The 13,188-nt window shown below is 74.6% G+C and carries 15 protein-coding genes; 8 read left to right on the plus strand and 7 right to left on the minus strand.

What is annotated here, in order from left to right; all coding sequences use genetic code 11:
* Positions 1-36: 36 nt before the first annotated feature.
* The 5 genes from ACGFZF_RS32725 to ACGFZF_RS32745 all read right to left on the minus strand — a co-directional run bounded on the left by ACGFZF_RS32725 (position 37) and on the right by ACGFZF_RS32745 (position 3,370).
* On the minus strand, positions 37-174 hold the full coding sequence (locus ACGFZF_RS32725; RefSeq protein ID WP_393560138.1) for a hypothetical protein: 138 nt from the start codon (positions 172-174) through the stop codon (positions 37-39).
* 34 nt (positions 175-208) lie between these two features.
* Positions 209-1,648 carry a DEAD/DEAH box helicase gene (locus tag ACGFZF_RS32730; protein ID WP_393560139.1) on the minus strand — a complete coding sequence of 480 codons (1,440 nt, stop codon included), beginning with the start codon at positions 1,646-1,648 and terminating at the stop codon, positions 209-211.
* Positions 1,649-1,917: 269 nt separating this feature from the next.
* On the minus strand, positions 1,918-2,121 hold the full coding sequence (locus tag ACGFZF_RS32735) for a cold-shock protein (RefSeq protein WP_393560141.1): 204 nt from the start codon (positions 2,119-2,121) through the stop codon (positions 1,918-1,920).
* Between the two features lie 297 nt (positions 2,122-2,418).
* Positions 2,419-2,994, minus strand: coding sequence for a hypothetical protein (locus ACGFZF_RS32740; RefSeq protein WP_393560143.1), 576 nt, complete (start codon positions 2,992-2,994; stop codon positions 2,419-2,421).
* Positions 2,960-3,370: a PadR family transcriptional regulator gene (locus tag ACGFZF_RS32745; RefSeq protein ID WP_393560145.1), complete on the minus strand. Its 411-nt coding sequence runs from the start codon at positions 3,368-3,370 to the stop codon at positions 2,960-2,962. The genes ACGFZF_RS32740 and ACGFZF_RS32745 overlap by 35 nt, the downstream gene beginning before the upstream one ends.
* Before the next feature lie 162 nt (positions 3,371-3,532).
* Here ACGFZF_RS32745 and ACGFZF_RS32750 point away from each other — a divergent pair, with 162 nt between their 5' ends.
* The 8 genes from ACGFZF_RS32750 (at position 3,533) to ACGFZF_RS32785 (ending at position 11,960) form a co-directional block, all read left to right on the plus strand.
* Positions 3,533-4,051, plus strand: coding sequence for an NUDIX domain-containing protein (locus ACGFZF_RS32750; RefSeq protein ID WP_393560147.1), 519 nt, complete (start codon positions 3,533-3,535; stop codon positions 4,049-4,051).
* A gap of 140 nt (positions 4,052-4,191) precedes the next feature.
* Positions 4,192-5,733 carry an arabinogalactan endo-beta-1,4-galactanase gene (locus ACGFZF_RS32755; protein ID WP_393560149.1) on the plus strand — a complete coding sequence of 514 codons (1,542 nt, stop codon included), beginning with the start codon at positions 4,192-4,194 and terminating at the stop codon, positions 5,731-5,733.
* A gap of 227 nt (positions 5,734-5,960) precedes the next feature.
* Complete coding sequence (locus tag ACGFZF_RS32760; RefSeq protein WP_393560151.1) at positions 5,961-6,419, plus strand: cobalamin B12-binding domain-containing protein; 459 nt, start codon at positions 5,961-5,963, stop codon at positions 6,417-6,419.
* Positions 6,416-7,729: a methylaspartate mutase gene (locus tag ACGFZF_RS32765; protein ID WP_393560153.1), complete on the plus strand. Its 1,314-nt coding sequence runs from the start codon at positions 6,416-6,418 to the stop codon at positions 7,727-7,729. Before ACGFZF_RS32760 ends, ACGFZF_RS32765 begins: the two co-directional genes overlap by 4 nt.
* Complete coding sequence (locus ACGFZF_RS32770; RefSeq protein ID WP_393560155.1) at positions 7,726-8,667, plus strand: transporter substrate-binding domain-containing protein; 942 nt, start codon at positions 7,726-7,728, stop codon at positions 8,665-8,667. Before ACGFZF_RS32765 ends, ACGFZF_RS32770 begins: the two co-directional genes overlap by 4 nt.
* A gap of 76 nt (positions 8,668-8,743) precedes the next feature.
* Entirely contained in the window at positions 8,744-9,784 is a 1,041-nt protein-coding gene (locus tag ACGFZF_RS32775; RefSeq protein ID WP_393560157.1) for an aspartate-semialdehyde dehydrogenase, read from the plus strand.
* A complete protein-coding gene (locus ACGFZF_RS32780) occupies positions 9,781-10,914 on the plus strand; it encodes an aspartate kinase (protein ID WP_393560159.1) in 1,134 nt (377 codons plus the stop codon). Before ACGFZF_RS32775 ends, ACGFZF_RS32780 begins: the two co-directional genes overlap by 4 nt.
* Before the next feature lie 5 nt (positions 10,915-10,919).
* Positions 10,920-11,960 (plus strand): oxygenase, encoded by a 1,041-nt coding sequence (locus ACGFZF_RS32785; RefSeq protein WP_393560161.1) that lies wholly within the window; start codon positions 10,920-10,922, stop codon positions 11,958-11,960.
* A 7-nt stretch (positions 11,961-11,967) separates the two neighbouring features.
* On the opposite strand, the gene ACGFZF_RS32790 is transcribed toward ACGFZF_RS32785, so the two are convergent.
* Together ACGFZF_RS32790 and ACGFZF_RS32795 are read right to left on the minus strand one after the other, a co-directional pair.
* Positions 11,968-12,876 carry a LysR family transcriptional regulator gene (locus tag ACGFZF_RS32790; protein ID WP_393560163.1) on the minus strand — a complete coding sequence of 303 codons (909 nt, stop codon included), beginning with the start codon at positions 12,874-12,876 and terminating at the stop codon, positions 11,968-11,970.
* A 63-nt stretch (positions 12,877-12,939) separates the two neighbouring features.
* On the minus strand, positions 12,940-13,137 hold the full coding sequence (locus ACGFZF_RS32795) for a hypothetical protein (RefSeq protein WP_393560165.1): 198 nt from the start codon (positions 13,135-13,137) through the stop codon (positions 12,940-12,942).
* Positions 13,138-13,188 lie beyond the last annotated feature (51 nt).

Raw genomic sequence — 13,188 nt, forward strand, 5'->3', positions numbered from 1 at the left:
GCACGCCGCAGCCGTCCGCGCGGCCGCGGCCGCCCGTCAACCGGTGACGACCGCGGCCCGGACTCCCTCGGGGCGCTCGGCCGGCGTCAGCCACAGCCGCGGCTGCGACCGCCCGTACGACTCGGCGGCCGCCGCCTCCCGGAGGAACCGCCCCTCGGCGTCGGGCCACACCACTTGCGGCACCGGGAACGGCGGGCGCCGGACCCGGTCAGCCGCCGCGGCGGACGCGGGCGGCCTGGCGGGCCTCGGCCGTGCGGCGGGCCTCGGCGGCGCGGCGGGACTCGTTCTTGGCCCGGCCCGGCCGGCCGGGGGTCGTGCCGATGCCGCGGAAGGCGGCGCCACCGCGCTGGGGGCGTTCCTTCTCGGCCGGGGCGCTGCCGCCGACCGGGACGCCCGAGGGGGCCTGGGCGCCGGTGATGCGGGTGAGTTCGGCCTCGCCCGAGCGGACCTGGGTGACCTGCGGGCGGATGCCGGCGTCCGTCATGACGCGGGCCATGTCCCGCCGCTGGTCGGGCAGGACCAGGGTGACGACGCTGCCGGACTCCCCCGCCCGGGCCGTCCGGCCGCCACGGTGCAGGTAGTCCTTGTGGTCGGCGGGCGGGTCGACGTTCACGACCAGGTCGAGGTCGTCGATGTGGAGGCCGCGGGCGGCGACGTTCGTGGCGACCAGCACGGTGATCTCGCCGCGCTTGAAACGGTCCAGGGTGTGGGTGCGCTGCGGCTGGGACTTTCCGCCGTGCAGGGCCGCCGCCCGGACGCCGCTGCCGAGCAGGTGGCGGGTGAACCGGTCGACGGCGTGCTTGGTGTCCAGGAACATGATCACCCGCCCGTCGCGGGCGGCGATCTCCGTGGCGGTGGCGAACTTGTCGGCGCCGTGGACGTGGAGCACGTGGTGCTCCATCGTGCTGACGGCGCCGGCGGACGGGTCGACGGAGTGGACCACCGGGTCGTCGAGGTACTCGCGCACCAGGTGGTCGACGTTCCGGTCCAGGGTGGCGGAGAACAGCAGGCGCTGGCCGCCCGGACGGACCTGGTCGAGGAGTGCGGTGACCTGGGGCATGAAGCCCATGTCGGCCATCTGGTCCGCCTCGTCGAGCACGACGGCGTCGACCTGGTCGAGTCGGCAGTCCCGGCGTTCGACGAGGTCCGTCAGCCGGCCGGGGGTGGCGATCAGGACCTCGGCGCCGGCGCGCAGCGCGGCGGACTGCCTGCCGATCGACATGCCGCCGACGACGGTGGCGAGGCGCAGCCCGAGCGCGCGGGCGTACGGGGTGAGCGCGTCGGTGACCTGCTGGGCCAGCTCACGGGTGGGGACGAGGACGAGCGCCAGCGGCTTCTTGGCGTCGGCGCGGCGGCCGGCCGTGCGTGCCAGGAGCGCCAGGCCGAAGGCGAGGGTCTTGCCGGAGCCGGTGCGGCCGCGGCCGAGGACGTCACGGCCCGCGAGGGCGTTCGGCAGGGTGGCGGCCTGGATGGGGAAGGGGGTGGTGACGCCGAGGTCGGCCAGCGTCGTCCGTACCGCGGCGGGCAGCTCCATGGCGTCGAAGGTCTCGGCCGCCGGAAGTCCGGGCGTGACGGTGACGGGAAGCGCGAACTCCCCCTTCGACGGAACGGGCCGACGGGTGTCGTTCGTGCGGTCCGAGCGGTTCATGGGGTGCCTTCCTCGACAGGCCGCGCGTCACGCGGTTCGCGCCGGGAATTCACCGGCCGAATTGCGCGGGCGAGCGGAGGGGTGATGTCCGTGGGAAATCCGTCCGCGGCTCCGCGGCATGGCGCGCGGGCGGCGGCGGGAAATGACCGGGCGGACACCGCGGGAGATCCGCGGCCGGTCGATCCCCCGGAGAACGGCGACGAGCCGGCGCCCGCACCCTGAGGGTGGGGACGCCGGCCTCGGCGCGTGCTTCGGAACGTCGGGCGACGTCAGGCGGGGAGGATGTTCTCCGCCTGCAGGCCCTTCTGGCCCTGCGTGACCTCGAAGGTGACCTTCTGGCCCTCGAGCAGCTCCCGGAAACCGGAAGACGCGATGTTCGAGTAGTGGGCGAAGACGTCGGGGCCGCCGCCGTCCTGCTCGATGAAGCCGAAGCCCTTTTCCGAGTTGAACCACTTCACGGTTCCGGTAGCCATGTTTTTCTCCTTCGGGGCAGTACCCGGGGACTCACACGGTGCGAATCCCGGTGTCGTCGCGATGATTGCCCGTCGGAAAAACACCGAAAAACAAAAATGCCCGGCGATATTGCTACCGCCCAGGCACTTGAAGTCATATGGGAACCACAACTGCAACAGCTGTCGACTGTAGCACAAAACGGACCGCCGGCGCGGGCGGAATGCGCCGCAGGGATTCTCCGCACCCGCCCGGAAAGCGCCCGAGGGGGGCGCCCTGCCGATCGGGCCGGGAGTCCGCGAGGAGCGACAGGACGCCGGCTACGCCGCTGGGGGCTCCGCCGCCGGCCGGATCTTCGCGGCGCGGTGCTCGGTCACCGCGTACCCGAGTCCCGGCAGCATCACCAGGACCGTCAGCCACAGCGGCACGCTGAACAGCGTCCCGTCCCCCGCCACCCGCTCGGTCAGCACCGCGGCGGGCAGGCCGACGACGAGGCCGACCACCCACGTCCGGCCGAGACCGAGGGATCCGCGACGCAGCTCCAGCAGCACCGTCGCCGCCGCGAGGGCGGCCCAGAAGGCCAGCGATCCCGGGGTGACGTCCACCGCCGGGGACCACCGGCGGAGGTGGACGAACAGCAGCAGGACGCCGGCGACCAGGGGGATCAGGGCCGCCATCCGCAGCGCTCGCCGGTACAGCGGGCGCCGGGCCCTCGCCCAGGAGGCGGCGAAGGCCGGTACGTCGTCGCCGACGACGTCCCGCGGGGCGCGGCCGGCGGCCGCGGCGTCCTCCAGGTGGGCGGCCAGCTCGGCCAGCATCTCGCGGACGGCGGCGTCGTCGATCCCCCGGTACTCCCAGTTGCTACGGCAGACGGCGAGTATCCGCTCGTTCGTCATGGTGTGGTTCCCCCGTCGGTGCGTCGGTGTCGACCAGGATCCGTCCCGTCGCGACGGTGAACTCCCGCCACACGGAACGCCCCCGGTCCAGTGCGGTCCGGCCCTCCTCGGTGAGCCGGTAGTACTTGCGCGGCGCCCCGCCGCTGGAGGACGGGGCGCGGTACGACGCGACGAGCCCGGCCCGCTCCATCCGTGCCAGCAGCGGATAGATGCTGCCCTCGCTCACCAGCTCCAGGCCGCTCTCGTCGAGGGCCTCCACGAACTCGTAGCCGTACCGAGGACGTTCGGCGATGAGGGAGAGCAGGCAGAGGTCGAGCACGCCGCGCAGGAGCTGGCTCCGCCGTTGGTCGGCGGCGGTCGGCAGCTCCTTTGTCATGCGGTGCATGATAGTGACGCACTGTCTTGCGCCGCAAGGCAGTCGCACCCCGGCCGGGTGATCGGCGGGCGGACACCGCGTCGCGCCGGACGCGCCGGACGCACCATGGTGCGCACCGGGACGCCCCCGACCGCACCGCACCGCACCGCACAAGGAGACGCCATGACGCCGGCCGAGCAGCCGACCGTGCCCCACCGCAACGTCCAGCCGCCGACGGCGCAGGCCTCCTTCGGCGCCGGGGTGGTCGTGACCGACGGGGCCGGGCGGGTGCTCCTCGGGCTGCACCCGTCCGGGACGTGGGAGCTGCCGGGCGGGAAGGTCGATCCCGGCGAGTCCATCGAGGAGGCGGCGGCGCGGGAGCTGGCGGAGGAGACCACGCTCGCGGCGGACCCGGCCGATGTGGAGGTCGTCGCCCTATTGCTGGACTCCCTCACCTCGCCGGCGCTGACCCGGATGACCGCAGTGACGGTGGTACGGGCGTTCACCGGCAGCCCGGCGGTGGCCGAGCCGGACAAGATCGAGCGCTGGGAGTGGACGCCGCTCGACCGGCTGCCGCAGTCGCTGTTCCGGCCCTCCGCCCAGGCGCTGAAGGCGTGGAACCCCGAACTCCCCCTCGAAGACAGCCCGTTCCACCACTACCCGTTCGCCGCACGGAACCGCCCGGCCGACGCCGGGGACTGAGGGGCGTCCTGCCGGGCTCCGCCGCCCTCGGCCGGGCGATCCGCGAGCCCGGCGCGGGGCGTGGGTGCCGGTCCGTGGCGGCCCCGCGTGTCGGTGCGCCGGGGCGGGCCGGGCGAGGTGCCCGGCCCTACCGTGGGGCCATGGTCACCGCCCAGCCGTGGAGGGTCACGCACGCCGGCGCCCCGTCCTCGCCCCTCCCCGCGTCCGGCGCCCTTCCGCTCGCCCTGTCGCCCTCCGGGGCCGGCTCGGCCGGTGGGGCGGCACCGGCCGACCGGTCCGGCTGGTCCGTGACCGGCGACCGCGGCGCCTCCCTCGTCGAGCAGGGTGGGCGCGACGGGTCCGACGGTCTCCGGCTGACGCACTGGTCGCCGTCCGCGTACCGGGTGGAGACGAGTCGGCACCTGTCGGGGCTGCCCGACGGGCCGTACACACTGACCGCCTGGGCTCGCTCCGGCGGCGGGCAGCGGGCCGTCCACCTCGTGCTGCGCGACCACGCCGGCGTCGAGCAGCGCACGGACCTGCCGCCGACACCGGCCGGTGAGTGGATCCGCGTGGTCGTCTCCGCCGAGGTGACCGGCGGCCGGTGCACGGTCGGCCTCGGCTCCGACGCCGGGGCGGGCCAGTGGGCGCACCTGTCCGACATCACGCTGACGCCGGGCGGGACCGGACTGGCGGTGAAGGGCGGCGATCTGTCGAGCCTGCCGAGGATCGAGGAGCGCGGGGCGGTCCACCGGTACGCCGACGGCACGCGCGGCGACGCGTTGGCCGTGCTCGGCGCCGCCGGGATGAACCTGGTCCGGCTGAAGGTCTGGGTGAACCCGGCCGACGGCTATGACGGCACGGCGCGCGTCCTCGCCATGGCGCGGCGCGCCGCGGCCCTCGGCCTGGGGATCCTGGTGGACTTCCACTACTCGGACACCTGGGCCGATCCGCGCAACCAGGTCAAGCCGGGCGCCTGGGCGGCACGTTCGTACCGCCGGCTGCTCGAGGAGGTGCACGCCCACACGTACGGGGTGCTGAGCGCCCTCGCGGCGCAGGGCACGCCACCCTGCATCGTCCAGATCGGGAACGAGATCGACGCGGGGCTGCTGTGGGAGGACGGGAGCACCTCGCGCTGGGAGGGGCTCGCGGGACTGCTGACCGCCGGGGCCCGCGCGGTCGAGGCGGCCTCACCGGGCACCCGGGTGGCGCTGCACCTCGCGTGCGGCACCGACAACGCGGCGACCCGCCGGTGGTTCGACCAGGCCGTCGCGCGCCGGGTGCCGTTCGACGTCGTCGCCCTCTCCTACTACGGCTACTGGCAGGACGGGCTCGCCGCCCTGCAGACGAACCTCGACGACGTCGCCGCGCGGTACGGCCGGCCGGTACTCGTCGTGGAGACGGGCTACCCGCACGCGCCGGGCGACGGCCGGTTCCTGGGGCACCCGGTCGCCGATCCCGCCGAACCGGTGGCCGGCTATCCGGCGACCCCGGCCGGGCAGGCGGCGCATCTGCGGGACGTGATGAGCGTCGTCGAGGCCGTCCCGGGCGGACGCGGTCTGGGCGTCGTCTACTGGGAACCGGCGTGGACGGCGGTCGCGGGCAGCGCCGGTCCGGCCTCGCTCGACGGCTGGGAGCACCAGGCGCTCTTCGGTCCCGGGGGACGGCTGCTGGAGGCGGCGCGCTGGTTCCGCCACCGCTGAGGGACCGGGATCCCGGTGCGGCCGGTGGTCCGACGGCCGGGCCGGTGCCGCGGTGGACTCGGCGCGCGTGCCGGAACGTCCCAACGGCCCGACCTCTCACGGACCTTGAGCGATCGAAGATTTCGATCACCGTGATCGAGCATCCCCATCCCCGACGCGTTGAGTGCGACGCCGGCTGCCGTAAGGATCGGACCACGCCCATCGCGCCTTCCCACACGGGGTGTTCCATGCCGAAGACCAACCGCCGCCCGGGGACGTTCGTCGTCTCCACCGTCTCCTCCGACGCGCACACGTGGAACCTGGTCTTCCTGCAGCTGATGCTGGAGGAGTACGGCCACGAGGTGGTCAACCTGGGACCCTGCACGCCGGATCAGGAGATCGTCGACGCCTGCCTGGCCACGCGCCCGGACGTACTGGTGATCAGTACGGTCAACGGGCACGGCAGGCTGGACGGGCTGCGGCTCATCCGCGTCCTGCGCGGCCACCCCGAGCTCGCCGACCTGCGCGTGGTCATCGGCGGCAAGCTCGACGTGGCGGGTGAGGCCGGCCGTGACGGGCACGGCGACGCGCTGGCCGAGGCCGGGTACGACGCCGTGTTCGACTCCGACGACGCGCTGGACGAGTTCGCCGACTTCCTGGGCGAGTTGCGGCCCCGGCGGCGGGCCCCCGTGGAGTCGGCGGCATGAACGGCACGGTGACGCCCCCCGTGGGCCGGTTCTCGCGCCATGTCCACCGGTCGCGCGCGGCCGGCCCGCTCGTGGTGCAGCCGCGGATGGGCTTCGCGACGCCCGAGCGGATGCGCGCGGGACTGGCGGCGGTGCGGGACCTGGCCGCCGGCCCCGCTCCCCGGGCCGTCACGGCGGGCACCGTCACGCTCGACAGCTTCACCCGGGTCGACGACCATCGCGGGGCGCTGCGCGCGCTGCGGTCGGGCGCCGAACTGAACGGCTTTCCGCTGGTGGTCCACGGCCCCGAGGCGACCCGCGCGATGCTCGCCGGGATCGTGGCCGAGGACTTCCCCGTCCAGGTGCGGCACGGGTGCGCCCTGCCGCTGCGGCTGCTGCGGACGATGGCCGCCGCGGGCGTCGACGCCACCGAGGGCGGCCCGGTCTCGTACTGTCTTCCCTACGGCAGAGTGCCGCTGCGCGACTCGGTGCTCGCGTGGGCGCGCTGCTGCGAACTCATCGCCGCCCAGGACGAGCCGATGCACCTGGAGAGCTTCGGCGGGAGCATGCTCGGGCAGCTGTGCCCGCCGTCGGTGCTGGTCGCCCTGACCGTCCTGGAGGCCCTGTTCTTCCGTGCGCACGGGGTGCGCAGCGTCTCGGTGAGCTATGCCCAGCAGACCCACCCCGGGCAGGATCTGGAGGCCCTGTCCGCGCTGCGGCGGCTGGCCGGTGAGCGGCTCACCGGCACGGACTGGCACGTGGTCCTCTACACGTTCATGGGGGTGTTCCCGCGGACACCGGTCGGCGCCTTCCGGCTGGTCGAGGAGAGCGCCCGGCTCGCCGTGCGGGGAGGCGCGGACCGGCTGGTCGTGAAGACGCCCGCCGAGGCGCACCGGATTCCGACGGTGGCGGAGAACGTCGACGCCCTGGAGTTCGCCGCGGCCGTCGCGGCCGACGAGGCCGGCCGCTTCGCCCCCGCCGGGCCGGCTCGGGTCACGGGCGTGTACGAGGAGGCGGCGCTGCTGGTCGACCGCGTGCTGGAACTCGCGGACGACGTCGGGGAGGCGCTGGTGCGCGCGTTCGCGGCCGGACTGCTGGACGTCCCGTACTGCCTGCATCCGGACAACGCCAACCGGGCCCGGGCCCGGGTCGATCCGTACGGTGTGCTGCGCTGGGCGGACCCGGCGGGCGTGCCGGTCGCCCGGGACACGGTCCCGTCGCGTGAACCCGTCGGCCCCTGGGGGCTGCTGGGCATGCTCAGCTTCCACGAGCGGCGCTGCGACGCCGAGGACCTGCTGGGTCGCCGGCCGGCCGAGGGGGTGTCCGCGTGACCCCGCCGACGCTCGCCGCCGTCCGGGCCCGCGGCGCCGTCGGCGCCGTGGTGAGCCGGGACGTGCCAGGGCTCTCGTACCGTACGCCGGAGGGGCGTTGGAGCGGTCTGGACACGGACGTGGCGCGGGCCGTCGCGGCGGCGGCGCTCGGGGACCCGGAGGCGGTGGAGTGGCTGCCCGCCGATCCCGACGCGCGGTTGCGGCCGCTGCTGGCGGGCACTGCGGAGCTCACCGTCGCCAACGTCACGTGGACCATGGGCCGTGAGGCGGAGTTCCCGGTGCTGTTCGCCGGGGTGACCTGCTACGACGGGGAGGGGTTCCTGGTCCGCGCCGACGACGGCTTCGCGGACGCGTCGGACCTCGCCGGCCGGCCGGTCGCCGTCCAGGCGGGCACGACCAGCGCGGCGAACCTGGCCGCCTGGTTCGGGCGCCGGGGCACCGCGGTGCGGACCGTGGTGTCGGACTCGGTGGCCGGCGCGCTCGCCGCCTACGCGGAGGGCCGGTGCGCCGCCCTGGTGCTGGACCGGGTGGCGCTGGCGGGGCAGCGGTCCCGGCTCGCCGCCCCGGAGCGGCACCGGATCCTCGACACGGTCATCTCGCGCGAGCCGATGGCCGCCGCCGTGCGGGACGACGACCCCCACTGGCTGCGACTGTGCCGGTGGGTGCTGCATCTGCTCCTGGCCGCCGAGCACGAGGTGGCCGAGGCCGGGCCGGACGCGCGGGACCGGACCCTGGCCGGGGTCGCGCGGGCCGCTGGCCGGCACGGGCCGGCGATCGGACTCGACCCGGAGTGGGCGGCGCGGGTGCTCGACGCGGTCGGCACCTACGCCGACGTGTACGAGCGCGCCCTCGGCCCCGGCTCCGGACTCGACGTGCCGCGCGGTCTCAACGCGTTGTGGACCCGCGGCGGCCTGCACCATCCCGTACCCCTGCACTGAACCACCCTGCCCGAGCCGCGCCGCGGGCCCGTACCGCACGGCACCCGGCGGCACCCTCAGATCGGAGACACACCCCATGACACTCGTCAGCGACCCCGCCGCCCCCCGCATCGCCGTCGTGGGGGCGACCGGCGCGGTCGGCGGCACCCTGATCGACCTGGTCGAGGAGCGCGGCCTGCGCCACCGGGAGCTGCACCTGCTGGCCTCGCCCCGGTCGGCCGGGCGCGAGATCTGCGTCCAGGGCCGGTACTACACCGTGCGCGACGTGGCGGAGTTCGACTTCGGCTCGGTGGACCTCGCGTTCTTCTCCGCGGGGACGGCCGTCAGCGAGCGCTGGGTCCCGGTGGCGGTGGCCGCGGGCGCCCTGGTCGTCGACAACACCGTCGCCTTCCGGATGGATCCTGCGACACCGCTGGTGGTGCCGCAGGTCAACGCCGGTGCGCTGGAAGCGCGTCCGGCGAGCGGGATCGTCGCCAACCCCAACTGCTCGACGATCCCCCTGGTGCGCGTGCTGCGGGACGTGGAGCGCCGCTGGGGGGTGCGCCGGGTGGTCGTCAGCACCTATCAGGCGGCGTCCGGCCTCGGTCACTCCGGGGTGGAGGAGCTCCAGGAGGCGACGGCGCTCGCGCTGCAGGACCCCGGCGCGGAGCCGCTGTCCAAGGAGTTCGTGCCGTCGCTCGCCTTCAACGTGGTGCCCCGGATCGACCGCGTCCTGGACAGCGGCTTCACCCGCGAGGAGGAGAAGCTGCTGCACGAGTCGCGCAAAATCCTCGGACTGCCAGAGCTCGACGTGACCGCGACCTGCGTCCGGGTGCCGGTGATCAACGGCCACTCGGAGGCGGTGTGGGTGGAGTGCGCCGCCGAGGTCGACCGGGGGGAGCTGGTGGCGCTGCTGGCCGGGCTGCCGGAGGTCACGGTGCACGACGGCGGGGACGGCGCGTTCCCGACGCCGGCGACGCTCGACGACCCGCACCGGGTGCACGTGGGACGGATCCGTGTGTCGCCGACGGACCCGCGGGGATTCTGGCTGTGGCTGGTCGCCGACAACCTGCGGATCGGGGCGGCCCTGAACGCGGTGCAGATCGCGGAGGAGCTCGTGGCCAGGGGCACGCTGTGACGGGGCCGGCGGTCCTGAAGTTCGGCGGGTCGAGCTTCCCCTCCCCTGAGGCGTACGACGGCGTGGCGGCGGGCCTGGAACGGCGGATCGCCCGGGACGGGCGGCCTCTGGTGGTCGTGGTGAGCGCGGGGCCGGGCGAGACGGAGGGGCTGCGGGAGCGGCTGCACCGGATCGATCCGCGGCCGTGCGACGAGAACGCCGCGGGCCTGATCACGCTCGCCGACACCGTGGGGGCCCGGCTCCTCGCGGCGGCCGTGCACCGGCGCGGGCTCGGCGTCGGCGTGCTGACGGGGCACCGCACGGGACTGGTCTCCGACGAGGTGTTCCTGCGGGCCCGGCTGGCGCGGATCGACCCGCTGCCGCTGCGGGAGGCGGCGGCCCGGCACCAGGTGGTGGTCGTGCCGGGCGGGCAGGCCGTCGACGGTCACGGCCGGCCGACCTGGCTGGGGAAGAACAGCTCGGACCTGTCGGCGGTGGCGGCCGCGGTGGCGACGGGCGCGGACCGCTGCGAGATCCACTCGGACGTCGACGGCGTGTACACCGGGGATCCGCATCTGCTGCCGGGCGCCCGGCTGGTGCCGAGGATCTCGTACGACGCGGCGGCGCTGATGTCCCGGTACGGGGCGAAGGTGATCCACCGGCGTGCGGTGGAGCTGGCCCGTCGGCACCGGATCGAGCTGGTCCTCCGGGACAACAGGCCCCCGTACGACGCCGGCACGACCGTCGGGCCCGCCGGTGCCCCGGTGGCGTCCGTCGTTCTCGACCGCCGGTCGACGTGCCTGCGCTACGCCTCGGAGCACTCCGCCGACCTGGCGTTCGCGGCCCTGCACGCGGCGCACGTCGAGGCGGTGCGGTTGCCCGGCGGGCCGCTGGTCGCGGTGGTCGGCGGCTACGTCGACCTGGACGATTTCCACCGCCGGCACGGGCTGCGGTCCGGTGTTCCGGCGGGCGTGCCCGTGACCGTGCTGCGCGGGTCGGCGGGCACCACCCATCTCGCGGCCGACGGGGACGAGGCGCTGGTCCTCGCCCGCCGGCTGCACGACGAACTCGACGATTCCGGCGGTGCGCCGCGGCGTCTCCGCCCCGCGGGAGCGGGCGCGCCGCGAGCCCTTCGTCTCACGGGAGTGTGAGTCAGATGACCATGACCGTCGCCGACATCCGGGGGGTGCGGCCGGGCAGCGGCTCGGCGCTCGCCGTCCTCGGTCTGTCCGACACCGACCGGGAACGGCTGGCGCGTGAGCTGGCCGGTCTGACCGACCCGGGGGCCGACGTCGACCACGCGTCCACCCGCTGCCACCAGGTCTTCGCCGGCCTGCCGCTCGACGTGCTCCAGCGGATCCTGGACTTCGGGCGGCATCCGGACACCCCGGGGGTGGCCCTGATCGGCAACCTGCCCGTCGACCCGGTGCTGCCGCCGACGCCGCGGGACGGGCGTCCGTGCCCGGACAAGCCGGGGTACGTGGCGGAGGGCGTCCTCCTCGGGCTCAGTTCGCTGCTCGGCGAACCGGTCGGGATGCTCTCCGAGAAGGAGGGGCGGATCATCCACGACGTGGTGCCCGTGCCCGGTGGCGAGCGGACCCAGACCAACCAGGGCTCCGAGACGTTCCTGAACTTCCACAACGACATCGTCCACGACCCGGTGGGCCGCTACGACCTGGCCAACCCGGACTTCCTCGTCCTGGTCTGCCTGCGCGACGACCACGAGCGGCGGGCCGTCACCTCCTACGCGGACGCCCGTGACATCTCCGCCGCGCTCGCCGACGACGTGCTGTCGACGCTGCGCAGCCCGCTGTTCCGGCTGAACGCGCCCGGCAGCTACACCCGGCAGCACGCGGGCGGCGCGGAGGTCCTCTCCGATCCGGTGCCGATCATCAGCGGCAGCCGCGCGTACCCGGAGATCGCCGTGTCGGCCAACGGCGTGCACGCCATGACGAGCCGGGCCGGCGCGGCCCTCGACCGGCTGCGCGAGACCTGCCGGTCCGTCGCCCAGCCGGTGCGGCTGGAGCCCGGTCAGGCACTCCTGATCAACAACCGCAAGGGGGTGCACGCCCGTTCGGCGTTCACGCCGCGCTACGACGGGCTCGACCGCTGGCTCCAGCGCACCTACGTGCGGCGCAGTCTGTGGACCATCCGGCACCGGGCCGCGCCGGAGGCGGGTCGACGGATCCATCTCTGAGTCTCCGTCAGGCCGCGACCGGGGTCCGGTAGAACTCGGCCATGCAGCCGACCGCCTGGTCGACGAAGAGCCGCATCTCCCGGGTCAGCCGCTTGCCTCTGCGCCAGGCGATCTGGGTGAACACCTCGAACGGCGGCTCCCAGTCGAGGACGGCCAGGGTGCCGGCGTCGACGGCCTCCGTGACGGTCATGAGCGGAAGCAGCCCCACCCCGAGGCCGGCGGCGACGCCCCGTTTGACGGACTCGATGTTGCCGAACTCCAGGAACGGGGCCGCCTCGCCGGTGCCGTCGGCGAGCTCGGCCTCGAAGAGGTCGCGGTAGGCGCAGCCCGCCTCGGGTGCGAGGACGGGCACCGTGCGCAGGTCGTCGGTCGTCACGTGGCCGGCGTGGGCCAGCGGGTGGCCGGGGGCGGCGACCGCCACCAGCGGCTCCGCGCCGAGGACCACGGACTGCACGCCGGTGTGTTCGGTCTCGGCCTCCATCAGGAAGGCCAGGTCGAAGACGCCCTGGCGCAGCGCGTGGCAGGTCTCGACGCCGAGGCTGGGGCGCAGCACCAGGTGAAGGCGCGGGAAGCGGTGGTGGAAGAGTTCCAGGACCGGCGGCATGCGGTAGGAGGTGAGGCTCTCCATGGTGCCGATCGTCAGGAGTCCGGCGGGGTCGGAGAAGCCGGCGGTGGCGCCCCGGGCCTCGTCGGCCAGGGTCATGATCCGTTCGGCGTAGGGAAGCAGACGCTCCCCGGCGGGGGTGAGGCGGATCCCTCCCCGGAGGCGTTCGAAGAGCTCGACGCCGAGTGAGCTCTCCAGCCCCTTGATCTGCGCGGTCACGCTGGACTGCGCGTACTTCAGCTCGGAGGCGGCCCGGGTGAAGCTCAGGCGGGTCGCCACCCGATGGAAGGTCGTCAGCTGTCTGATGTCCACGTGGTCTCCGTGAGGTGCCGAGAGGCCGGGGCGGTGCGTGACGGTTCGGTGGCGAGCGGCGGGTTACTGCCAGCCCATGTCGTCCTGGGGACCGTCCGTGGTGGTGCTCGTGCCGCTGGTCTGTCCCGTGGTGGTGCCGGTGGCACCGTCGGCGAGGACCGTTCCGGCCGCGGTGGAGGCGACGGGGACGAGGAGGGCGGCGGCGAGGGCGGCGGCTGCGGCGGTCGAGGCGATGCGGGCGCGGAACATGACGGATCCCATCCGGTGCTGGTGGAGTGACATGAGGGGTGGAGGTCACGTGGCGCGTCCCGC

Source organism: Streptomyces sp. NPDC048338 (assembly GCF_043201055.1).
Taxonomy (GTDB): domain Bacteria; phylum Actinomycetota; class Actinomycetes; order Streptomycetales; family Streptomycetaceae; genus Streptomyces.